General features: G+C 58.1%; 22 protein-coding genes and 3 pseudogenes. 16 read left to right on the top strand and 9 right to left on the bottom strand.

The window, feature by feature from the left end; translation table 11 throughout:
* Nucleotides 1-182 precede the first annotated feature (182 nt).
* From WGT02_RS23735 to WGT02_RS23725, 3 genes are all read left to right on the top strand, one after another.
* On the top strand, nucleotides 183-491 hold the full coding sequence (locus WGT02_RS23735; protein WP_024316026.1) for a DUF1778 domain-containing protein: 309 nt from the start codon (nucleotides 183-185) through the stop codon (nucleotides 489-491).
* Nucleotides 491-1,036 carry a GNAT family N-acetyltransferase gene (locus WGT02_RS23730; protein WP_024316025.1) on the top strand — a complete coding sequence of 182 codons (546 nt, stop codon included), beginning with the start codon at nucleotides 491-493 and terminating at the stop codon, nucleotides 1,034-1,036. The genes WGT02_RS23735 and WGT02_RS23730 overlap by 1 nt, the downstream gene beginning before the upstream one ends.
* A 232-nt stretch (nucleotides 1,037-1,268) precedes the next feature.
* A complete protein-coding gene (locus WGT02_RS23725; RefSeq protein WP_024316024.1) occupies nucleotides 1,269-1,892 on the top strand; it encodes a plasmid pRiA4b ORF-3 family protein in 624 nt (207 codons plus the stop codon).
* Nucleotides 1,893-2,024: 132 nt separating this feature from the next.
* Here the strand turns inward: WGT02_RS23725 and vapC are convergent, their stop codons facing one another.
* Together vapC and vapB are read right to left on the bottom strand one after the other, a co-directional pair.
* The gene (gene vapC, locus WGT02_RS23720) at nucleotides 2,025-2,435 is read right to left on the bottom strand and encodes a tRNA(fMet)-specific endonuclease VapC (protein ID WP_208247054.1); all 411 of its coding nucleotides are present in this window, start codon (nucleotides 2,433-2,435) and stop codon (nucleotides 2,025-2,027) included.
* A complete protein-coding gene (vapB, locus tag WGT02_RS23715; RefSeq protein WP_024316022.1) occupies nucleotides 2,435-2,665 on the bottom strand; it encodes a type II toxin-antitoxin system VapB family antitoxin in 231 nt (76 codons plus the stop codon). Before vapB ends, vapC begins: the two co-directional genes overlap by 1 nt.
* Before the next feature lie 411 nt (nucleotides 2,666-3,076).
* On the opposite strand from vapB, the gene istA reads away from it, so the two are divergent.
* The 3 genes from istA to WGT02_RS23700 all read left to right on the top strand — a co-directional run bounded on the left by istA (nucleotide 3,077) and on the right by WGT02_RS23700 (nucleotide 6,145).
* A complete protein-coding gene (gene istA / locus WGT02_RS23710) occupies nucleotides 3,077-4,549 on the top strand; it encodes an IS21 family transposase (protein ID WP_208245170.1) in 1,473 nt (490 codons plus the stop codon).
* On the top strand, nucleotides 4,546-5,442 hold the full coding sequence (istB, locus tag WGT02_RS23705) for an IS21-like element helper ATPase IstB (RefSeq protein WP_208245168.1): 897 nt from the start codon (nucleotides 4,546-4,548) through the stop codon (nucleotides 5,440-5,442). The genes istA and istB overlap by 4 nt, the downstream gene beginning before the upstream one ends.
* A gap of 577 nt (nucleotides 5,443-6,019) precedes the next feature.
* Nucleotides 6,020-6,145, top strand: a complete 126-nt coding sequence (locus WGT02_RS23700) for an SDR family oxidoreductase (protein ID WP_082321328.1) — start codon at nucleotides 6,020-6,022, stop codon at nucleotides 6,143-6,145.
* Between the two features lie 258 nt (nucleotides 6,146-6,403).
* On the opposite strand, the gene WGT02_RS23695 is transcribed toward WGT02_RS23700, so the two are convergent.
* Nucleotides 6,404-8,521, bottom strand: a complete 2,118-nt coding sequence (locus WGT02_RS23695; protein WP_208247052.1) for a carboxy terminal-processing peptidase — start codon at nucleotides 8,519-8,521, stop codon at nucleotides 6,404-6,406.
* Nucleotides 8,522-9,049: 528 nt separating this feature from the next.
* Nucleotides 9,050-9,379 (bottom strand): hypothetical protein, encoded by a 330-nt coding sequence (locus tag WGT02_RS23690; protein WP_208247050.1) that lies wholly within the window; start codon nucleotides 9,377-9,379, stop codon nucleotides 9,050-9,052.
* Nucleotides 9,380-9,691: 312 nt separating this feature from the next.
* Here WGT02_RS23690 and WGT02_RS23685 point away from each other — a divergent pair, with 312 nt between their 5' ends.
* Nucleotides 9,692-11,485, top strand: a complete 1,794-nt coding sequence (locus WGT02_RS23685) for an adenylate/guanylate cyclase domain-containing protein (protein ID WP_208247048.1) — start codon at nucleotides 9,692-9,694, stop codon at nucleotides 11,483-11,485.
* A 442-nt stretch (nucleotides 11,486-11,927) separates the two neighbouring features.
* On the opposite strand, the gene WGT02_RS23680 is transcribed toward WGT02_RS23685, so the two are convergent.
* A complete protein-coding gene (locus WGT02_RS23680) occupies nucleotides 11,928-12,254 on the bottom strand; it encodes a hypothetical protein (RefSeq protein ID WP_024316018.1) in 327 nt (108 codons plus the stop codon).
* A gap of 66 nt (nucleotides 12,255-12,320) precedes the next feature.
* Between WGT02_RS23680 and WGT02_RS23675 the strand changes: the two are divergent.
* The 3 genes and pseudogenes from WGT02_RS23675 to eco form a co-directional block, all read left to right on the top strand.
* Nucleotides 12,321-12,439 (top strand): annotated as a pseudogene (locus WGT02_RS23675) (aldo/keto reductase); the annotation flags it as partial.
* 200 nt (nucleotides 12,440-12,639) lie between these two features.
* A complete protein-coding gene (locus tag WGT02_RS23670) occupies nucleotides 12,640-13,431 on the top strand; it encodes an SDR family NAD(P)-dependent oxidoreductase (protein WP_208247045.1) in 792 nt (263 codons plus the stop codon).
* A gap of 244 nt (nucleotides 13,432-13,675) precedes the next feature.
* Entirely contained in the window at nucleotides 13,676-14,176 is a 501-nt protein-coding gene (gene eco / locus WGT02_RS23665; protein WP_208247043.1) for a serine protease inhibitor ecotin, read from the top strand.
* 444 nt (nucleotides 14,177-14,620) lie between these two features.
* Here the strand turns inward: eco and WGT02_RS23660 are convergent, their stop codons facing one another.
* Entirely contained in the window at nucleotides 14,621-16,510 is a 1,890-nt protein-coding gene (locus tag WGT02_RS23660) for an adenylate/guanylate cyclase domain-containing protein (RefSeq protein WP_208247041.1), read from the bottom strand.
* Nucleotides 16,511-16,860: 350 nt separating this feature from the next.
* On the opposite strand from WGT02_RS23660, the gene WGT02_RS23655 reads away from it, so the two are divergent.
* Nucleotides 16,861-17,451 carry an IS30 family transposase gene (locus tag WGT02_RS23655; RefSeq protein WP_208247039.1) on the top strand — a complete coding sequence of 197 codons (591 nt, stop codon included), beginning with the start codon at nucleotides 16,861-16,863 and terminating at the stop codon, nucleotides 17,449-17,451.
* Here WGT02_RS23655 and WGT02_RS23650 read toward each other — a convergent pair.
* Nucleotides 17,444-17,707, bottom strand: coding sequence for a hypothetical protein (locus WGT02_RS23650; RefSeq protein WP_208247037.1), 264 nt, complete (start codon nucleotides 17,705-17,707; stop codon nucleotides 17,444-17,446). The two genes, WGT02_RS23655 and WGT02_RS23650, sit on opposite strands and share 8 nt — an antisense overlap.
* 342 nt (nucleotides 17,708-18,049) lie before the next feature.
* Here WGT02_RS23650 and WGT02_RS23645 point away from each other — a divergent pair, with 342 nt between their 5' ends.
* Together WGT02_RS23645 and WGT02_RS23640 are read left to right on the top strand one after the other, a co-directional pair.
* A complete protein-coding gene (locus tag WGT02_RS23645; protein WP_024316012.1) occupies nucleotides 18,050-18,355 on the top strand; it encodes a hypothetical protein in 306 nt (101 codons plus the stop codon).
* Nucleotides 18,356-18,484: 129 nt separating this feature from the next.
* Nucleotides 18,485-18,613, top strand: coding sequence for a hypothetical protein (locus tag WGT02_RS23640; RefSeq protein ID WP_258579700.1), 129 nt, complete (start codon nucleotides 18,485-18,487; stop codon nucleotides 18,611-18,613).
* A 12-nt stretch (nucleotides 18,614-18,625) separates the two neighbouring features.
* Here the strand turns inward: WGT02_RS23640 and WGT02_RS23635 are convergent.
* A pseudogene (locus tag WGT02_RS23635) lies at nucleotides 18,626-18,970 on the bottom strand (DUF4143 domain-containing protein); the annotation flags it as partial.
* Between the two features lie 123 nt (nucleotides 18,971-19,093).
* Between WGT02_RS23635 and WGT02_RS23630 the strand changes: the two are divergent.
* Genes WGT02_RS23630 through WGT02_RS23620 form a run of 3 tightly spaced genes read left to right on the top strand, consistent with a single transcriptional unit; the run spans nucleotide 19,094 to nucleotide 20,143 of the window.
* Nucleotides 19,094-19,420: a hypothetical protein gene (locus WGT02_RS23630; protein WP_225039972.1), complete on the top strand. Its 327-nt coding sequence runs from the start codon at nucleotides 19,094-19,096 to the stop codon at nucleotides 19,418-19,420.
* Nucleotides 19,410-19,655, top strand: a complete 246-nt coding sequence (locus WGT02_RS23625) for a hypothetical protein (protein ID WP_225039974.1) — start codon at nucleotides 19,410-19,412, stop codon at nucleotides 19,653-19,655. Before WGT02_RS23630 ends, WGT02_RS23625 begins: the two co-directional genes overlap by 11 nt.
* 20 nt (nucleotides 19,656-19,675) lie before the next feature.
* A complete protein-coding gene (locus WGT02_RS23620; protein ID WP_318246576.1) occupies nucleotides 19,676-20,143 on the top strand; it encodes a nucleotidyl transferase AbiEii/AbiGii toxin family protein in 468 nt (155 codons plus the stop codon).
* Here the strand turns inward: WGT02_RS23620 and WGT02_RS23615 are convergent.
* A pseudogene (locus WGT02_RS23615) lies at nucleotides 20,034-20,338 on the bottom strand (tripartite tricarboxylate transporter substrate-binding protein); the annotation flags it as partial. The gene WGT02_RS23620 and the pseudogene WGT02_RS23615 sit on opposite strands and share 110 nt — an antisense overlap.
* Nucleotides 20,339-20,345 lie beyond the last annotated feature (7 nt).

The following is a 20,345-nucleotide window of genomic DNA, read 5'->3' as shown; positions in this document are numbered from 1 at the left end:
TTAGCAAAAGGTTGATGTTTCAAATGCACCAAGGGCGGACCTCCATTCGCGCTGCAAGGTCTTCTCGCCGCACCTCATGGTTTCCACCGTGTACGTCGCACGGACGTACGCATACGATTAGGCTTGACGTGTACGTCGATGAGGCGTACAAAGCTGTCTAATTTCTAGTGCAGGAGGCGACTATGCTTGCTTTCAAAGACATCACTCTCGATATCGATGAGCCGAGCAACGCGCGGATGAATTTCCGTACGAAGCCTCGTATCAAGGATGCCATTCACCGGGCGGCTGCGCTTTCTGGCATGGACGATTCCGCCTTTACGATCAATGCAGCCTACAAGTCTGCAATCGAAACAATCGCGGCCCACGAAGCGACCGGTCTTAATGCTGTTGATCACACGGCATTTTTCAAGGCTCTCGACAATCCGCCTGCGCCGACGAACAGCCTGAAGGACGCTTTCAGGCGTCATCGCGAGACTGTCGTTTCCAAGTAATGGCAGAAGACGTAAAGCCAAAACTCCTCATCGAGCCGCTCGATCCTTCCAAACACGATCGGGCGGCTTTTTCGTGTGGCGTTAGACAAGTCGATAACTTTATCAAGAAGACGGCCAACAAGCTCACGAAGGCAGATAATCTTCGTGTTTGGGTGCTGACGGCGGAGGACGAGAAGTCGATCATCGGCTTCTACGCGATCAACGCTCATTCGATCAATTACGACGAACTACCGGAAAAATTCGCCCGCAATCGTCCGGAGCACGGCGCGATCCCTGCCGCGTACATCTCCATGATCGGTCACGACGAGCGATTTAGAGGCGGTGGATACGGCGGCATTCTTCTTGCCGATTGCCTCCAACGGATAGCCCGGATTGCGGAGCAGATCGGCACGGCCGTCGGCGTCCTGGATGTACCCGATTGCGGAGACCCCGGAAAAACGCAGCAGCGCAAGGAGCTCTACATCGGATACGGGTTTCAGCCCTTTCCCTCTATGCCGATGCGAATGTTCCTGCCTATTGCAACGATCAAGGATCTCGTCGGTTGAGGTCGCTTGCCATCCGAGCTTGAATCTCAGTCGCGGTATAGGACAGCTTGGGAGAACTGCCGGGTTGTCAGAGGTTGGCCATCAGCCACCGTATTCGGGTGCCCCCAAGTTCGTTTGATATTGCTGGACGAAGCTCTTGATGTGAGACGAACACACGACGCCGCAAAATATCCTGGCATGTTGCGCGAGCGACCGCCTTGACGATCTTCCACCAACCCAGTTCATTCGGACAATGTTCAAAGCCGCAAACGCTGTACAGATCAGAGTTTCCATCGATGAGATCAAGCCGGACGTCTGGCGCCGTCTGGTCCTGCCGGTCCAATGGAATCTGGAGCATCTGCATCTCGGAATTCAGGCCGCATTCAACTGGTGGAACTATCATCTCTATGAGTTCCGGATCGGTGGCCTGCGGTATGGGGACGTCGAGATCCTGACGGAGGATGCGACCGACGACGATCCTCGGGTCTTCGATCAGAGAGAGGTTCGCTTGCTGGACTTCGAGCAAGGTGCTGTCTTCAGCTACCACTATGATTTCGGGGATGGCTGGCGGCACACCGTCACGGTCGAGGAGTTCTTAACGCTCACTGCTTCGCCCAAACACGGGACCTGCGTCGCTGGCGAGAGAGCCCGACCGCCCGAGGATGTCGGCGGCGTGTCGGGTTATGAGCGGTTTCTGGAGATCATCGCCAACCAGGAAGATCCCGAATATGCCGAAACCATTCGGTGGTGCGGTGGCTACTTTGAGGGGGAATGGTTTGACCTTTCTACTGCAGACAAGGATCTTCACAATGCTCTGCGATCGAACGTCAAACGGCGATTGTATCAACCGAAGCCGAAAGCCGTTCCGAAGAAATGAGTTCGCTAGGATTTAAGGTGAACGCCTTGATGAGATGTGAACCTATGACCACGTTATTCAGGCCACTCGATAGCGACAATTTATGGAGCTGGCCATTGCTTGTCGCGTGCGCAACTGAGTGTGGCGGCCAATTCAAGGCGCCGAAACTGTCCAGTCTTCGACGCGTAGGCCAGGTACTCGATCGAACTCACGTCGGTTGCTTGTGACCAATATCAGCCCCCTCGAGCGGGCGTGACCGGCAATCAGGTGGTCGTATGGTCCGATCGGAGTTCCGCCGCGCGCGAGCTCGGCACGCAATTGGCCCGTATGGCTCGCTGCCATTTGATCGTAGGCAAGCACCTCAAGCCGTGCGGCAAAGCCCTCGACTACGGAGAGGTTTCGTTCTGGATTGGCCGACTTTTCCGCACCGTAGACCAGCTCCATCAAGGTGACTGAGCTGATGCACAGTTGACCATGGTGGCGGTTGAATGCTTCGCGGACCTGCGGCGGACGACTCTTCACGGTGAAAATGCAGATGTTCGTGTCGAGCATGTACTTTAGCACTAGAACGCCTCGCGCTCCTGCAAGGTCGGCTGATCACGTTCGTTCATGAAGTCGGACGTCGCACCTTCACCATCGAACCAGCTGTCCCAGACTTCACCCGCGGGTGCTATAATCCTCGTGCGCCCGACTGCAACGATATCAACCCGCTTTACATCCTCGGGAAGCGCGACGGCCTTCGGTAGTCGAACGGCTTGGCTACGATTGCTCTGAAACACGGCTCCTTGCTCCATCTTAGTCCCTCCAAGCTACGTGTGAATGACATTCTCCTATCGCGGCAGATGGGATATGTCAATGGGATATACATCGCACTCTGCCTGCGCGCCTCGTGGCGGGCTCAACCTGACAGAATGCCTGCTCTTGATGGGATACGAACCGCCGACTCTGGGGGACTTTCATTCCTTTGACTTGCTACATTGCGCGGCGACAAACAAGGTGAGACTCAGCGTCAATCAGGATGAGACTCGGCGGCGGGGGTGTGACGAAGGGAGGGCGTAGCCCGACTGGAGTTACACCCCCGCCGCGGCGCAATTTTTCGGCGTCTCATGATCGCGGTTGGCCCGGTAGCGTCGGTGATTTTCTGAGAATGGAGAATCACCTTTGTGCCGGGTCGCCATGTAACCGATCATCAGACGAGGCTTTTTATGAAGTACCGACAAAACAACCCCATTGAGGTCGCTGCCGCCAAGGCGTCGATCAGCCGGGCGACGGCTTACCGCATCGAGAAGGATGCGCGTCTTCCATCGCAGACCAAGCCGCCGCGCGACCGGCGTCGCCCCGATCCCCTTGAGCACATCTTCGACGCCGAGGTTGTTCCGCTCCTCAAGGCCGCGCCCGGCATCCGAGCGGTCGCCGTTTACAACGAGATGCTGCGGCGTCATCCAGAGCTGTCAGAAGGTGTTCGCCGTACGATTGAGCGTCGTATCCGATCATGGCGGGCTGTTCACGGTCAGGAGCAGGAAGTGATCTTCCGTCAGATGCACGAACCCGGTCGGTTAGGACTGTCGGATTTTACCGACATGGGCAGCCTCGGCGTGACGATCGCCGGCCAATCGCTCGATCATCTGCTTTATCACTTCCGGCTGGTCTGGTCGGGCTTCGAGCATGCCCATGTCATCCTGGGTGGAGAGAGCTTCGTCGCTCTGGCCGAGGGGCTGCAGAACGCCCTGTGGTCGGTTGGCGGTTCGCCGCTCTATCATCGCAGCGACAGCTTATCGGCCGCCTTCCGCAACCTCGATGCCGACGCCAAGGTCGATCTGACGCATCGCTACGACGAACTGTGCGCCCATTATCGCATGACGCCGACGCGCAACAACAAGGGCGTCGCGCACGAGAACGGCTCGATCGAAAGTTCCCACGGCCATCTCAAGAATGCGATCCGCGATGCTCTGCTGATGCGCGGAACCAGGGACTTTGGCGACCTCGGATCCTATCGCGCCTTCATCGATGAGATCGTCAGCCGCCGCAATGCCGCACATGGCAAGCGCATCGATGCCGAGCGCACGCATCTGCAAGCTCTTCCCGATCGTCGCACCACCGACTTCGAAGAGGTCATCGTCACCGTATCGAGCACCGGCGGCTTCGCCTTGCGCAAGGTCTTCTACACCGTGCCTTCCCGTCTGATTGGCCACCGGCTGCGGGTGCGTCTGTTCGACGATCGCCTCGACGTCTTCATCGGCGGCACGCATCTGCTGACATTACCCCGAGGCCGCGCCCATGCGAGTGGCAAGCACGATCAAGTCGTCAACTATCATCACGTCATTCATTCCCTGCGCAAAAAGCCGATGGCGCTTTTGGGGCTCGTCTATCGCGACAAGCTCTTCCCCAGGCCGGAATATCGCAGGACTTTCGACGCGCTCATCGAGCAACTGCCCGAGCGGCAGGCTTGCAAGATCACCGTGGAACTGCTTGCCTTGGCTCACGATCGCAGTTGCGAGCGTGAACTGGCCGAGGAGCTTGCCAAAACGCTCGACGCCCACAAACTGCCTGATCTGGCGGCTTTGAGAGCGGTCTTCAGCCCGGACCCGGATCAGTTGCCGATCGTTCATGTGCAACTCGCGTCGCTCAATGGTTATGAAGCCCTGATCGGCACGGCCTATGCGGGAGAGGTCGCATGAAGAGCAACATCCACACAGTCGATGAAGCCCGCCTCGGCATCATGCTCAACGAACTGAGGCTGCCGACGATCAAGACGTTCTGGCACCAATTTGCCGAGCAGGCCGATCGGGAAGGATGGCCTGCTGCCCGTTTCCTCTCGGCCATCGCCGAGCATGAATTGGCCGAACGCGCCCATCGCAGGATCGAAAGACACCTCGCCGAGGCCCACCTGCCACCCGGAAAGACGCTCGACAGCTTCGCCTTCGACGCTGTTCCCATGGTCTCCAAGGCCCAGGTCATGGCGATTGCAGCCGGCGATAGCTGGCTCGCCAAAGGCGCCAATATCCTGATGTTCGGTCCGCCCGGCGGCGGAAAGAGCCATCTCGCCGCAGCCGTCGGCCTCGCGCTAATCGAGAACGGCTGGCGCGTGCTCTTCACCCGCACGACCGATCTCGTCCAGAAGCTTCAGGTCGCGCGGAGGGAGCTTCAGCTCGAAGCCGCCATCGCAAAGCTCGACAAGTTCGATCTTCTCATCCTCGACGACCTGGCCTACGTCACCAAGGACCAGGCCGAAACGAGCGTGCTCTTCGAACTCATCTCCGCAAGATATGAGCGGCGTTCCATCATGATCACCGCCAATCAGCCCTTCGGAGAATGGAACCGCGTCTTTCCAGACCCGGCCATGACGCTTGCCGCGGTGGACCGACTTGTCCATCACGCAACAATCTTCGAGATGAATGTCGAAAGCTACCGGCGGCGTTCGGCCATGGAAGCCAAACGCCAGCGCGGCAGACCCGCCTCATTCGCGACAATCAAAAGCTCTTCCCAGCTTGTCGCGGAGCGGCAATCAGAACACGATGAAACTCTTGCCAGCGACAATCAACATGATAACTTCGCTCCAACCGCGACATAAGAATCTCATCCAGATTGTCGCTCGCGTCTCATCCTGATCGTCGCGCTATACTACATATTGCTGAACAAGCGCCTCCATACCCCGGATACGCTTTGAAAAACGGGCCAGACCGGGTCTAACGAATACGCGGGATCCGATGTCCCATATATTTGTCGCTCACAAGCTCGACACGTGTGCAGAGGTATCTGACCTGCCACTGCGACTAATCGGTCAGCCCGTCCGAAGGCGTCCTAGAACACCGAAACAAAACAAAACAAAATCGAATGCCACTCCTAATTTTCCGATCTTATGATTGCGGAAATGAAGGAGCCTCTCGATGTTAACCTCGTTGGCTTGTCGTCGCTGCGGCGAATTTGTATCTACCTGCCGGATACACAGACCATCAATTTGCTCGAAACCGCTTTAACCGCAGAGGGTCTTGCGGCCGCAACCGTCACTAGCCTTGCGCAGTTCGAGACGACGATAAGCCGTGGTCACTACACTGCAATCATCACGATATCCTCCTGCATTGACGGAATTCGGGAGTTTTCGGACCTAATGGCCGCGGACGTTGCCGGTGAGCTTCCGGACCGTGAACATGCATCCGATCCGTCGCATTGCAACCCTCGAAGAAGTGGCGGAAACCATCTGCTTCCTTGCCGGACCACATGCGGGCTACATCAACGGAGAGACCGTGAATATAGCCGCTGGTCTCGGAATCTGAGCGTCGAGGCCAAAGCGCCCGAAACACAATCCGGATCAGACCACCTGTGCAAGATCCTGAGCTTCAAAAGAAGCTCAGGATCTTTCTTTCGACGCCGACGGCCGCCTCGGGCTCCAAAGGAGTCATCCAGCTCTTGATGGGAATCGAACCGAAGACCTTTTGCCGGGTTCAGCGTTGGTTGAAATCTCGTTTTGAACGAACATCCCACCAGAAGGGCTCTTCAAGTCTGATGTAAGCCACAGCGCCGGTCGGGCATGACTATTTTCCGTCTGTGTTTCCCGATTGTTTTGTGGCTGCCTTTAGCACGCCTTCCTGCAAAACCGCCTCATCGGCAAGAATGGTGGCGGCCTCGTCCAGCAAGACGTCTTTTGCCTTCTTGCGGGCATTTTCAATGGCAATATCAGCACTCAGGCTGCGCTCGTTTGCCTGCAGGCCATCATCTCCACCAGGATCTTCGGCATCGCTTACTTGCGCTCGAGACTTGAGTCGATCTTCTCGAGCAGTCGCTTCTTTACGACGTTCGGCTTCATTGAGGGAGACAACCCCTTTCTGGCGCTGCGCCTTCAGGTCGGCAATGTCCTCTAAAATGCGTTGGAAGTCCGGATCTCTCTGCACCCGAGCATCATGGCGGCTTTGCAGAGTCGGCAGCAACGTCATCATATTACCGGTGGGCGCATAGTTCGCAGGCTCGACCTGCGTCCACGGCAGGGCATTGTCATAACTCATCTCACCAAAGCTCGTCGGATCCGCAAATCCCGGCAAGCTGATATCAGGCGTCACGCCGCGCAGCTGTGTCGTACCGCCATTGACGCGAAAAAACTGGGCAATCGTCACTTTCAGCTCACCGAATTCGGGTTTGCTGTTGCGAACCATCTGGTCAAGATTGACAACAGTTTGAACGGTACCCTTACCGAAACTGGGTTCGCCGACGATCACGCCTCGACCGTAATCTTGGATAGCCGCGGCAAAAATCTCCGAAGCCGACGCCGACCCGCGATTGATCAGGACACCCACCGGGCCTGTCCAGACAGGCGCGGGAAAATCAGCGCTTTTTACCGCGACCTTACCGTCGCTACCGCGTTGCTGAACGACCGGGCCATTGCCGATGAACAGACCGGTCAAATCAATCGCCTCGTTCAATGAACCGCCGCCATTGTTGCGCACGTCAATGAGAACGCTGTCGACCTTTTCTTGCTTCAGTTCGCCGAGAAGCTTGGCGACATCGCGGCTTGCGCTTCTGTAGTCCTTGTCTCCTTTGCGCCGGGCTTCAAAATCCTCATAAAATGCCGGCAGAGTAATCACCCCGATTTTGCGCGTGGCTTCGCCCACTTTCACGGACAGCACGGCCTTCCTGGCAGCCTGCTTTTCGAGGTTGATTTTATCGCGCACCAGGCTGACAACGCGATGGGTGCCGTCTGCTCCGGCATCTGCCGGCAGGATATCCAAGCGCACGACGGAGCCTTTTTTCCCTCGTATCATTTGCACGACTTCATCAAGGCGTGTGCCCATCACATCTTTTATCGCCCCATCCCTGCCTTGACCAACGCCGGTAACGCGATCTCCGACCGAGAGCTTGCCGGACAACTGCGCCGGCCCGCCAGGCACGAGCTCACGGACCGTCGTGTAGTCGTCGCGTTCCTGCAGTACCGCACCGATACCAACCAGCGAAAGCTTCATCGAGATATCGAAGTCGGCCGAAGCGGTCGCGCCGAAATAGTCCGTGTGCGGGTCGATAGACGCTGTATAGGCGTCCATGAACGACTGGAAAACGTCGTCGCTTTTATACTTGTAAGCGCGCTCGAGAGCGCTTGCATAACGTTTGTCGAGCGTTTCGCGAACAGCCGCGTCGGTTTTGCCGCCCAGTTTCAACCGCAGCCAGTCGCTTTTGGCGCGCTTGCGCCAAAGTTCATTGCTCTCGGATTCCGACTGCGGCCAAGGCGCTTTATCGCGCAGCGCGGAATAATCTTCCTGCGCACCGAAATCGAAGTCCTGCTTAAGCAAGTTGCGCGCGTAATTCATGCGGTCGACAACGCGCCGTTCATATACGTTGAAGATCTCAAACGGGATCCTCAAGTCCTCCCGTTCGATGGCATCGTCGATCTCGCTGCGGTGAGACATGAACCTGTCGATGTCCGCTTGCAGGAAGAGCACGCGGTCCGGATCGAGCGATTTGATGAACCGGTTCATGATCCTGGCCGACAAGGCGTCGTCAAGTGGAACGGGCCTGTAGCTAAAGCGCGCCAGAAAGTTTGCACTCAACTGAGCGGCTTGTGCCTGTTGCTTTAGCGGCGCCAAAACAGGTGGTGATGCGACTTCAGCATTTGCGGACTGTACGATTGCAAGAAGTGCACCAAGGAAAACGTATGGTATGCGCATTCAGCGTTGATCCAATTCTTAATGCCGAGCGTCGATGTGCGATCTAGGTGGAGCAATTATGGTTTTTTTGGCAACCAGGTGCATCATCCCCGCGAATTCCTACGGCCGAAAAATCCGTTCAAACGACAGACTGGAAGAATCCGCGCCGGCGAGATCTTCGTGATCATGAGCCTCTCGGGCTCGGGCAAAGGGCTGCTCAGAGTTCACTCCTTGCCCATTTTCGCATCGACGCTGAGGGGCCGCCCCTGAGGTCACAAAGTACAGGAAGACAAAGCAAAACACGGCCGCTGCGTAACCGCCATTTTCTGTCGAACCGTCTTGTCATCGAGGCGGAGTGACCGCCGAGCTTCGAGACGTTCGTGAGTTGACTTGCATGGCTGGCGAAAGCTCGCGACAACTGCGGCATCTGTTCAAGCTTGTCGACCTCGATGAGGTCTCGAACGTCTCGTTCGACGATCGCCCGTATCTCGTCCTTGCCCGCCCGACGCCGGCTGTCGCGGCGGGCAAGAACCTCTGGGTAACCTCCCGTTACGACAACGTCGCCCGCGCAAGCTGGTCGAGGGTCTGGGAAAAGCTGTTGCCGATCTGGCCGAGCCTGGCGTCGTCTTCGCCAAATCCAGTCTCGCGGGCGAAAGTTTGGGCACATTGCGCAGTTGAGATCGGACGCCCAGCCTCGCGCAGCGTGCGCAGGATGAAACCACGTCGGTCGAAATCCTTCGAAAGCTCAAAAATGGCATCGGGGTCGCCTCCGTCACGTTTGCGGCGACGACGGACGGCATGCGGCGCAGCCGCTGGGGAGTAGTTTGGATCGTAGGCCTTGATGACCACATCGAAAGCGGCGCCCCTATACCTGGGCAAGGAACTCACGTCATGAACAAACGCAGAATGTAGTTAAACCTGTGCGAACGGGATAAGCCATAAACTTAATGTCTTAGTATTCCGATCGCCACGCTGAATTGGTCTCCTGCCATCGCAAAATGTCATAACCCATCCGAGGCTCCGAAAATCGAAGCGCGAAGCGACAGCGGCCATTACCGGCTATGAAGCCGCTTTTCCCCGTGCAGCACCCAGCTTCCTTCGAAAGAAGGTGCTAACTTAAAGATAGGCGATTGCATTGGGGTGCGCTAGAATCGCTCCGGACCGCTGATCTGCCAGTCCGGTGGCAACTTAATGAAACAAAGACTCGCCGCAATCCTGGCGTCCGATATGGCAGGCTATAGTCGGCTGATGGAGGCCGACGAAGCAGGCACGATCGCCCGCCTCAAAACGCACCGAATCGAATTGATCGATCCCGCCATCGCAAAGAACGGGGGCCGGATCATCAAGACGACGGGCGACGGCATGCTGGTGGAATTCCAGAGCGTCACCGACGCGGTGAAATGCGCCGTAGAAATCCAGCAGCGCATGAGGCGGCGCAATTCGGATGTGCCTCAGGATCGGCGGATCGAATTCAGGATTGGCATCAATCTCGGCGATATCATTTTCGACGACGACGACATTTTTGGCGATGGCGTGAATATCGCCGCCCGGATCGAGCAACTGGCCGATGTGGGGGGCATCTGCGTCACGGCTGCGGTGGCGACACAGATTGCTGACCGCCTCGATGTCCCGATCGAGGACCTGGGCGAGAAGACGCTGAAGAACATCAGCCGTCCCGTGCATCTTTATCGGTTGGGGCTAGAGGGCTCCGTCCTGCCGGCCTCGCCGGAGGAAAAGGACGCGAAGCGAGCCGTCTCCAAGCCCTCGATCGCCGTACTGCCGTTCGACAACATGAGCGGCGATCCCGAGCAGGAGTTTTTTGCGGACGGCTTGACCGAGGACATCATCACCGAGCTGTCGCGCCGCCACGAACTCTTCGTCATCTCGCGCAATTCCAGTTTCGTCTACAAGAATCAGCCCGTGAACGCGCGCGAAGTGGCCGAGAAGCTTGGGGCCCAGTATCTGGTGGAAGGCAGCGTCCGGAAGATCGGCGACAGGGTGCGGGTGACGGTCCAGCTCATCGACGCGGCCAACGATGCCCATGTCTGGGCCGATAGATACGACCGAAGGCTGGACGACATTTTCGCCATTCAGGACGAGGTGACGGCAGCGATAGCGGCCACTCTGCCAGGGCGTCTCGAGGCCGCCCAACGAGACCACCTCGCCCGCACGAAGCCGGCGAACATGGCCGCCTACGAATGTGCTCTCACAGCCAAGGTGCTGCATCACCGGGCCACCGTCGCTGACAATAAGCAGGCCCAGGCCCTGATAGACAGGGCGCTCGCACTCGACCCCGGATATGCGCATGCCCATGCCTGGCGGGCCTGCATCCTCGGGCAGGCGTGGGTGCTCGGCTGGTGCGAGGACAAGGATGCTGTCTGGGCCGAGATCGTTGCCGAGCTGGAACGGGCGCTGGGGCTCGACGACAACGATGCCGACGTACATCGCATCCTCGCCGCCGTGAACGTGAACAACAACGAGCTGACGACGGCCCGCTATCACCAGGAGCGTGCCCTTTCGCTCAACCCCAATTACGACCTGGTGGTGGTCCAGCAGGGCGAGCTCTTGACGTGGCTTGGTCGGCCGGAAGAAGGGGTAGAGTGGATTCGCAAGGCGATGCGGCTCAATCCCCATCACCCGGAACGATTCTGGAGTCATCTCGGGAAGGCGTATTTCGCCGCGCGGCAATACGGTGAAGCAATCGAGGCATTCATGCACCTTTCGGTGATGGATCACGTCCAGCACGCCTTCGTCGCCGCCTGCTACGGTTGGCTCGGCGACGACGTTGCTGGTTCTGCGCATTTGAAGAAGGTCAGAGCGATCGCCCCCGACTTCGGCCTCGAGTCCTTCCTCGCCACCTTGCACTACGCTCGAGAATCCGACACGCAGCACATTCGCGACGGGCTTGTCAAAGCGGGCGCGGACGACGGCTTGCAAGCGAACGACACCGGGTGCAATAGAGCTCCCCCCGGATGTACCGAATAGGGCGCCTCGAAGTTTGGCTCGATTGGGTTCGCAACTGCCCGTGCAATGTGTACTTCGTCTCGGCAATGACCGTTATTGGCGATGGGCTCACGGGATGAATGCAACACACTATTCTTTTGTCAAAGAGGAGTGTGCATAAAGCGTCGGCGTCGCATGTATTTTTTCTGCTTCTCAGCGATCGGAGATCTGGGACCGATGGCAGGCTGGCAGTCTATGAAGTCGATCGGACGCCTTTTTGATCGGGGATCTTCATCGATCTTCTCCGTGATCTCCCCCGCTGGGGGCATCGCCGCACGCCGCTTGACGATATCGTTGACGGATTTTGGCTCATCAGCGGGTCAGGGTGAAATGCTTTAACGTCAGGTATTTTTTGGACGTCGGTCTGGGCTATCGCTTCAAATGGATCCATTTTGCGGTCGTATGGGGTCACGTGCAGGGCAACTCAGGCAAATACGGCAATACAGACGGCCATCCAGATTAGGGCCGTCCCCAGTGCCATCGCTCGCCTGGCGTCGACGACTTTGTCTGCATCCTCCTCCGCTACAGGTGTGGTCACAATCCAAGGCACGGAACCAAGTACTGCAAATCCGATGATAGCGACAACCATCACAAGATAATCGATTGTATGCCAGCGCCCTTGTTCATACACTCCCCAGTAACCCAGAAACGCCATTCCCACTGCAAACATGGTGGCGGACGCAGAGCAAAGCCCTGTAACGGACCCGGTAGGTGCGCGCGTGTTGCTTTTTCCAGGTGTTTGCAAGTTCATGACGCGATATCCATGACGGTTGGGTCTCTTCGCAAATATGTCAGGAATTGAGCGCGGCGTGAAGCGCTGGTGACTCTCTGGGGCGGCCGCGAAATTCCCCGCCTCGGTATGGGAGGCTGGGCGATCGGCGGCCCGTTTTATGCCGGCAACGTACCGCTTGGCTGAGCGAAGTCGATGACGATGAACGATCCGCTCTATCGAGGAGTTTGTGTCTCCTATCGGGCCCAAAGCCGCCATCCGTAGAGCGAGTACTAGAAGCGTGTGACTGTACCAGGTGTAGAGCCTGGAAGGCGTGTGAAGATCGCTGAACCTCTCGGCGGTCGAACGTTGCGAAACCGCAAAACTGACTATAGGTTTCGTCATCCAACCTCGACAGGAGCAGAAAATGCAAATTGATCTCACTGGTAAGAGGGCCTTGGTCACCGGATCAACGGAAGGCATCGGCTACGCAATTGCCCGCCAGCTTTCAAGGGCTGGAGCGGATGTCGTGGTCAACGGCCGGTCAGAGGACAAGACTGCAAAGGCCGCCGAACGGCTCAAGGGCGAAGGTGCAAGGAGCAGCGTCAAGTCTGCTGCCGCGGACCTCTCAACCGCGCAGGGGTGCGCAGCACTTGTCGCCAAAATTCCTCAGGTGGACATCCTGATCAACAACGCGGGCATCTTCCAGCCGATCGACTTTTTCGACGCCGGCGACGAGGTCTGGGATCGGCACTGGCAGGTCAACGTCATGTCCGCCGTTAGGCTCTCCCGTGCCTATCTCCCAGGCATGCAGAAGTTAAACTGGGGCCGCGTGATATTCCTGGCCTCCGAATCCGGTTTCAACATTCCGGTCGAGATGATCCACTACGGCGTCAGCAAGACTGCCGATATCGCGGTTGCCCGCGGTCTCGCCAAGCGCATGGCAGGCACGGGCGTCACCGTCAACTCAGTACTCCCTGGCCCCACGCTTTCCGAAGGCGTGGAAGCGATGCTTGCCGACGAGCAAGCCAAGACCGGGTTGCCGCTGGAGGAGATCGCTTCCGCCTTCGTCAAGCAGCATCGCGGCAGCTCGATCATTCAACGTGCCGCCAGTGTCGAGGAAGTCGCAAACTTGGTGACCTATCTTGCCTCGCCGTTCGCTTCCGCAACCACTGGCGCGTCCGTTCGCGTTGACGGTGGGGTTATCGACACTCTCTAGCCGCAGGCTCACTCATTGACATGGCGGCACAGACCCCACTACTCAGGCAGCAGCGGCAGTCCGGCCCAAACGAACATTGCTTTTCCATCTCAAGACGCTGAAATACAACCCGACGCTAACATGACCGTTCTGGATGATCTACGGGTACGCGATCTGGGCACGCAAGCTGGGCGGGCGTCAAGTCAAAGCGATAGCAGTATCGGCAACCCAACCTCGGCCACTATTGAGGACAAAAGGGTGAAAAATGGGAACTTCATTTTGGGCGGGTAAAGCTGCGGAATACTCGATTCGAGTCTTGGTTTTCCTTTCGCTCGCGGTCAGTGGGGTTGCTGCGGCGGAGTCCAAGGCGCGGGACGAGTTGAAGGCATTTCCCGAGGCACCCGCGGGCCAGCAACGACACGTTATCTTCCTGCCAAAGCGTACCGACGAAGATGCGCGGCGGGTTGGAGTGATAGTAGGTCGAACCGAGTTGGTGGACTGCAATCGGCATACCTTCAGTTCCCGCTTGGAGAAGCGTACGGTTGATGGCTGGGGATATGACTACGACGTCGTTACCGGGGTTGGCGTGGTCGCGAGTACGAGAATGGCTTGCCCGGATAACACCAAGAAAAAAACGCTCGTGCGTAGCTCAGACGAGCCGCTCTTGCGATACAACAGCAGGCTTCCCCTCGTGGTGTTTGCGCCTGTCGAGGTGGAAATCCGGTACCGGGTTTGGAAAGCCGGCCCAGAGAGACCGACGGACTAACGACACTTCGTTCGGTGGCAAGACGGGCGATCCAGGAACGCTAAAATTCACGGGAAATGGGTTTCTCACACGCTTGCGGTTCACGCGCTATTGGGGGTTTTTACGGTGCCTCAATCCACTGTGAGACCGACAGATCAGGGCGGTGACGAAAGTGGGCTACCCTCGCTCGACGAGTCCGTGTGGCATTGCCGAATTGGGGTCCGCTTGTGGGGCGCGAAGCGGCCACTACAGCTGCTCGCGAACGCGTTGCACAGGGCCGTTCTATCGCTGCCCGAGAGGCGTTGCCTTCTCTGCCTCGCATTCCGGCAGTCGCACAGGTTTGGCGAGCTTCGCCAGCGCCTCGGGCTTGGCGCACGACGGGAAGCCAGCTGGGCTTTCGCGGTCAGTGAAACGAAGGTCGCGTTTCGGACCCCTTCGAGACGTTTGTCATCCGTGGCCGCCATTTTACGGCGAAGCACACTCCGGCAGGCGCAGCGGCTTCTCGATCTTCGCGAGCTCTTCAGCCTTGGCGCAGTCCGGGAAGCCGGCGAGCCGCATGGTTTCGATCAACCGCTGGCGCTCCGCGTCATTGAATCCGGGCTGATTGACAAATCCCTCGACCGTCAAATTGGGAAACCGTTTGGTTGCGTTCGTTAATGAAGCCTTCGCCTCTTCGCTTCGACCAAGAGCGGCGAGCGCGCCGGAACGCATCACCCACTGCCCCCTTCCATAGCTTTCCGGCGTCACGCGGTCGAGCATTCGAATCGCATTCTCATACCGGCCCGCCATGAAGTAGGCGTAAGTGAAAATCCTGGCGCTCCACATCGGAAAATCGGGGTTGAGACTGACCGCCTTGTCGACCAGTTGCGCGCCGCGCTCAGGCTCGCCGAAGGTCGAGGCCCAACCGATGTAAAAAGTCAGAACTTCGAATTGGCCGGGAGCAAGGCGCAGCGCTGTGTCGAACTCTGCCTTGGCGTGCTCGAATTCGCCTCTGTCACCTAGAGTGATGGCATAAACAGCATGCGCCTCGGCATCACTTGGATCGAGCTGGACGGCGCGCTCGGCAGCCTCGGTAGAGAGAGCCCGGTTCTTTTCGGGTTCGACGCCGAGGTTGGACAAGAATCCATGGGAATGGCTAAGTTCGACCCAGGCGCGGGCAAGGCCGGGGTCCAGTTCGACCGCGCGGGTGAGCAGCCTAACAGCCTCCTCGACATCCGCCTGATTGACTTGCTCGAGTTTTTCGCTGCCGAGCAGATAAAGTTCGTAGGCATTGAGATTCTCGGGCGGCTTTCGGTGGGCGGTGATGCGGCCCGCCTCTTGGACCAAGCCTGCGCCGCCGCCGAGGCGGTTCGAAATCTGCTCGGAAATTTCGATCTGGATTGCGAACAAGTCCTCGTCCGGCCGGTCCCAGCGCTGCGACCAAAGATGTTTGCCCGTTTTGGCGTCGATGAGCTGCGCCGTAATTCTTACGCGGTCAGACTGACGCTGGATGGAACCCTCGACCACAAATCCTGCGCCAAGCGCCTTGCCCACTTCACTCGGCCTGGCTGGTTTGTCCCGGTATTGTTCTGTCGAGTTGCGGGCGATCACCTGGAATTCAGGGAAGCCCGCCAAATCGGTGATTATGTCCTCGGTGAGGCCGTCGGCGAGGCGTCCGGTCGCCTCGTCGCCGCCATAGTTGTCGAACGGCAGCACCGCTACCGACGGTTTGCCACTTACTGTCGCAGTCGGCCACAATTGCCAGACCGTCCCGGCCAAAACCAGAATAAGGACTGGCACGGCTGCTGCTGCCCAAACCCAGCGCGGAGGCAATGACCGCGCTGGTTGGCGTGGGGCTTGTCCCTCAAGGATGACGCGGAAGGCCTGCACCGGTTCGGCGATATTCTTCACCTTCTGCTCGCCCATCGGCTCGAAGCCGAAAGCCAGCTTCTTCTCAACCTCCCTGGCGACCTTTCCCGAAACACAGATGCCGCCCGGGTCGGCCAGCTGCTGAAGCCTGGCCGCGACATTGACGCCCTCGCCATACCGGTCCTCGCCCTCAACGATCACCTCGCCGAGATTGATCCCGATCCTGACCCGGATCCGCTGGTCCTCGGGAACGGCGGCATTCCGTTCCACCAGCCCGCGCTGCAGCGAGACTGCGCATTCCACGGCGTCCACCACGCTGCCAAATTCGGCGAGCATCCCGTCGCCCATAAGCTTGAAAATCTGGCCGCGATGGCGAGCAATCTCCGGCTCAAACAGTTCCTTGCGTCCCGCACGAAGGCGCTCGAATGTGCCAGCCTCGTCGCGTTCCATCAGCGCGGAATAGCCCACGACATCTGCAGCGAGGATCGCGGAAAGCTTGCGGTCCATTGGTTCGGCCTCACCCCCACCGGATTATAGGACTGATCGCACTTAAATGAAACGACAGACCTCAACAGCGCTTCTGAGGAACCCGCGTTTCATCCAACACTTCTACTGAACCGCAGGCAGCCTCCAGTGTGGAATGCCCATGTGAGTTCGGGTGCGCCTATCGCAAGTCGCTTGCTATGTTTCCCTGGTCCGCACAGTATCTGCCAAGCTACAGCGGAAATGGTCGCCAGAGCAGATTGCTGGCTGGCTCAAGCGTCCTTATCCAGCGGAGCCACTCAAACAGGTGTCGCACGAAACGATCTATCGCAGCCTGTACATTCAGGCCCGCGGGGTGCTGAAAAAGGAATTGCTTGAACACCTTAGGGCAGAAGAACAATCCGTCGTTCCCGGCACGCCAGCATCAAACGGAGTGGATTGGGCCAGATCAAGGATGCGATATCCATCAGCGAGAGACCTCCGTCTGTCGAAGATCGTGCCGTTCCCGTCATTGGGAAGGTGACCTTATCGGTGGATCCAGGAACAGCTACATAGCAACGCTGGTTGAGCGTCACTCGCGCTATATGATGCTGATCAAGGTCGCCAATAAGGATAGCGAAAGCGTGGTCTCTGCCTTGATCAGGCAGTCGCAGAAACTACCGGCCGAACTCTATCCATCACTGACCTGGGATCGGGGAAAGGAACTGGCCGACCACCAGCGACTGGCAATCGCCGCGGACGTTGAGATCTACTTCTGCGATCCTCGATCACTCTGGCAGCGCGGTTCGAATGAAAACACCAATCGGTTGCTGCGCCAATATCTCCCACGCGGCACCGACCTGTCCGTCCATAGCCAAGCCAAGCTCAGTGCTATCGCAAGGCAGCTCAACGAACGTCCAAGAAAGACCTTGCTTTATCAGACGCCCGCAGAGAGGTTTGCAGAGTGTGTTGCAGCGATCAGTTGAACCCACCGCCCTGCTTTGCGGAAGAAGCCCCGCCTTTTCCGGCGACCGGCCGACAGCAATGGTCATTCCCCTTGGCCATCCTGATCATCTGAGCGGTATCCGTAACGTAGTGGAACTTGACAACCTTGCCGGCAGCGATGAACTGCCAGATGTAACTATCAATGGGGAACGAATAGCTCTTGCCCCGCGCTGCCGCCTCGAAATCAATCCACGAGACCTTGTCACCGCCGTTGAAGAACGGATGCGGTTGTTCCACGCGATTGGCGCGTCCCCGTTAATCGGAGTGGCTCTGTCCGGGTTGTGGTGGATATGCCATTTGGCGCAGTGATCGACGGGGATGGATTTCAGGCCGAGGTTGAAGGCGGCTAGGTGCGTGGCGGACATGACGCCGGCCTGGTGGAGGATCGATGCAACCGGCCGAGCCAGGGCGCATGCTGCACCACCGGTGGTAGATTTTCCGCCTGCCGCCGCACGGCACGCCATTCCTCGAGCGACCGGTTTCCAGCGGAATACACAGGATGGGTTGTGCAAAGTTTGAGTTGACCGTTTTCGATGGCGAGGCGACACTTGCAACCGACAGCAAGGCAGGAGGAAAAAGATGGACGAGCCAGACCGCTGGCGCCACATGGCAAGCGCGCCGAAAGACGGCAGTCGCATCCTCGTCACGATCCGCCCGTCCGAGCAGGGGCAGGCAGAGGTTGACCTCGCCTATTGGTCGCATGGCGATCAGTTCGGTGCCGAAGGCTGGCGCGCCTCTGATTCCTCGCCCGGCCGCATCATCGAATACGCCGAGCCGGAATTGAAATGCTGGATGCCGATGCCCTCGGCCAATCTCAATCGCACCTCGATGCCCTCACCCTGGGAAGGCGACGCCGCCCAAGAGCTCGACGGGTCAGGAATCTAAGAACTCGCGCCGCCATGTGCGAAGAGATCCGCTGCGAATGGCAAAATCCAGTTGAGCTATCCGCAACCATCATTCGCGATGAAAATACAAGCGCAATTGAGCGAGTTGCATGCCGAGCTTGGAGTGGCAATGATCTACGTTACCCGCGATCACGTCGACGGAATGACCCGCCGTTCGCAGAGCCGGCTCAACCAGGATGGACACGACTGCGAGGCCGTTTCTGTCGAACGGTTTGACATAAGCGTGGGCGCCACCTGACGAGTTATGCTCTTACATCGACCAAAGAATGGACAGCGGGGCCGCGTGCAGTTTCTCTCCGAAGGGAGTGACACGATCATGATTGTGAAGCACCAGACCTCGAACAAAACGATCTCCGACTGCCTCTTGCAACTGCCTCAATCCCTTGAAATCCTCTGATTTGACCGTCGCTGACGCCTTAACGTCAATTCCGATGATCCGGCCGCGACGGTCTTCGATGACAAGATCAACCTCATCCTGGTCCTTGGTGCGATAATGCGAGAAGGAAAAACGCTCCGACCAAGAGGCGAGTTTCAAAAGCTCGGAAACAACGAAACTTTCCAGAAGTGCGCCAAACCTAGTTCTGTCACGTCTTAGCGTTTCAAGATCATCTTCCCCCTGACGGCGTTCGGGAAGGCCCCGGCCGAGGATAACGCCCTCGTCGAGGCTTTCCTAAAAGACGACCGCTATCTCGTCACTTCGCCCAATGCCTATCACAGTTTGGGTGTCGGAGCGACGCAGCTCTATATCAAGACGGTCGTTTACAACCATAAGCGCCACGGCAACTTCACGCTTGGCGGGCGAGAGTTCGAGTTCCGCAAGAAACCGGCGTTCCCCAAAACCCTGACCAAGGAGTTTTTGCTGGTCGACCTAGTCAATAATCTCGACCATCTGGCCGAGGACGACCGTGAACAGGTACTGGCCCGCGTGAAGGAGCGTGCGCTACAAGGCAACCGCAGCGTCCTCAACCGTGCCGCCAAGGAATACCGTATGGTGCGCACACGGAAGTTCTTCAACGGACTCGCAGCAGATACGCATGCCGGTTGATTTCCTGCATAACCAAAAGGATTTCGCGTCCCTGCTGCGCATCGTCGCCGAGGAGATTAAGGTGCAACCCGTGCTGGTCGAGAAGGACTATTGGATCATGCACTGCCTTTATGGCCCTGCAGCAGCTGGGCATGGCTTTCGAGCTGAAAGGGCACATCGCTCTCCAAAGGAACCGGATCATCAACCGACATCAGTTCCTGGGCTTACGATTTTGCGTCATCGCGCGTCGAGTTGATCGACAATCGCGCGCTGGCCGTGCCCTGCTACGAACCCGGCTATACCTTGGTGGAAAAGCTCCAGACCATTTCCACGAAATATCGCAAGCAGCAGGAAACCGGACAGTTCCCCGCCAATTTCCTCCGGCACTATTACGATGTCTACTGCCTGCTGTACCAACCGGACGTGCAAGCGTTCATCGGCACGGAAGCCTATCTCACCCATAAGGCCCGGCGCTTTCCGAAGCTCGACAATCCGGATATCGCCAATAATCCGGCGTTCGGCCTTTCCGACCCCGAGATATTCGCTTTCTACGAAAGCGCTTATGAACGGACCGCGACGATCGGTCCCGCTGGCTCCATCCGCACGACAACGCTCGTCAGAGATTTGGCAGTGCCTATTCGAGTTCAATCTTGGCGTCGCGCACGACAGGGGTCCATTTGGCGATCTGCGCCTTTACATGTGCGCCGAGCTGCTCGGGCGTCGAACCCACGACAACGGCACTGAATTCGGCCATGCGCTTGCTAACGCCTGGATCGGCGAGCGCCTTGTTGGCCGCCAGGTTCAGACGAGCAACGACGTCTGCCGGGGTGCCGGCGGGCGCAAACAGCGCGTTCCAGGTATAGGTTTCGTAGCCCGGAACGGTCTCGGCAACCGTTTGCACATCGGGGGGAAGGACGGCGCGCGCTCCGTGGTGGTGATAGTCTCC

Origin of the sequence: Rhizobium sp. T1470, from assembly GCF_042140505.1 — a bacterium.
GTDB lineage: Bacteria > Pseudomonadota > Alphaproteobacteria > Rhizobiales > Rhizobiaceae > Rhizobium > Rhizobium favelukesii.
Note: the sequence above shows the minus strand (reverse complement) of the source record. Positions and strands in the feature narration are given on the sequence as shown.

Coding starts and splice junctions, on each gene's coding strand:
- WGT02_RS23640 (WP_258579700.1), top strand. CDS start 18,485: ATGATCTACGTTACCCGCGATCACGTCGACGGAATGACCCGCCGTTCG.
- WGT02_RS23725 (WP_024316024.1), top strand. CDS start 1,269: ATGTTCAAAGCCGCAAACGCTGTACAGATCAGAGTTTCCATCGATGAG.
- WGT02_RS23670 (WP_208247045.1), top strand. CDS start 12,640: ATGCAAATTGATCTCACTGGTAAGAGGGCCTTGGTCACCGGATCAACG.
- eco (WP_208247043.1), top strand. CDS start 13,676: ATGGGAACTTCATTTTGGGCGGGTAAAGCTGCGGAATACTCGATTCGA.
- WGT02_RS23660 (WP_208247041.1), bottom strand. CDS start 16,510: ATGGACCGCAAGCTTTCCGCGATCCTCGCTGCAGATGTCGTGGGCTAT.
- WGT02_RS23735 (WP_024316026.1), top strand. CDS start 183: ATGCTTGCTTTCAAAGACATCACTCTCGATATCGATGAGCCGAGCAAC.
- WGT02_RS23625 (WP_225039974.1), top strand. CDS start 19,410: ATGCCGGTTGATTTCCTGCATAACCAAAAGGATTTCGCGTCCCTGCTG.
- vapB (WP_024316022.1), bottom strand. CDS start 2,665: ATGGAGCAAGGAGCCGTGTTTCAGAGCAATCGTAGCCAAGCCGTTCGA.
- istA (WP_208245170.1), top strand. CDS start 3,077: ATGAAGTACCGACAAAACAACCCCATTGAGGTCGCTGCCGCCAAGGCG.
- WGT02_RS23685 (WP_208247048.1), top strand. CDS start 9,692: ATGAAACAAAGACTCGCCGCAATCCTGGCGTCCGATATGGCAGGCTAT.
- WGT02_RS23695 (WP_208247052.1), bottom strand. CDS start 8,521: ATGCGCATACCATACGTTTTCCTTGGTGCACTTCTTGCAATCGTACAG.
- WGT02_RS23700 (WP_082321328.1), top strand. CDS start 6,020: ATGCATCCGATCCGTCGCATTGCAACCCTCGAAGAAGTGGCGGAAACC.
- WGT02_RS23730 (WP_024316025.1), top strand. CDS start 491: ATGGCAGAAGACGTAAAGCCAAAACTCCTCATCGAGCCGCTCGATCCT.
- istB (WP_208245168.1), top strand. CDS start 4,546: ATGAAGAGCAACATCCACACAGTCGATGAAGCCCGCCTCGGCATCATG.
- WGT02_RS23680 (WP_024316018.1), bottom strand. CDS start 12,254: ATGAACTTGCAAACACCTGGAAAAAGCAACACGCGCGCACCTACCGGG.
- WGT02_RS23645 (WP_024316012.1), top strand. CDS start 18,050: ATGGACGAGCCAGACCGCTGGCGCCACATGGCAAGCGCGCCGAAAGAC.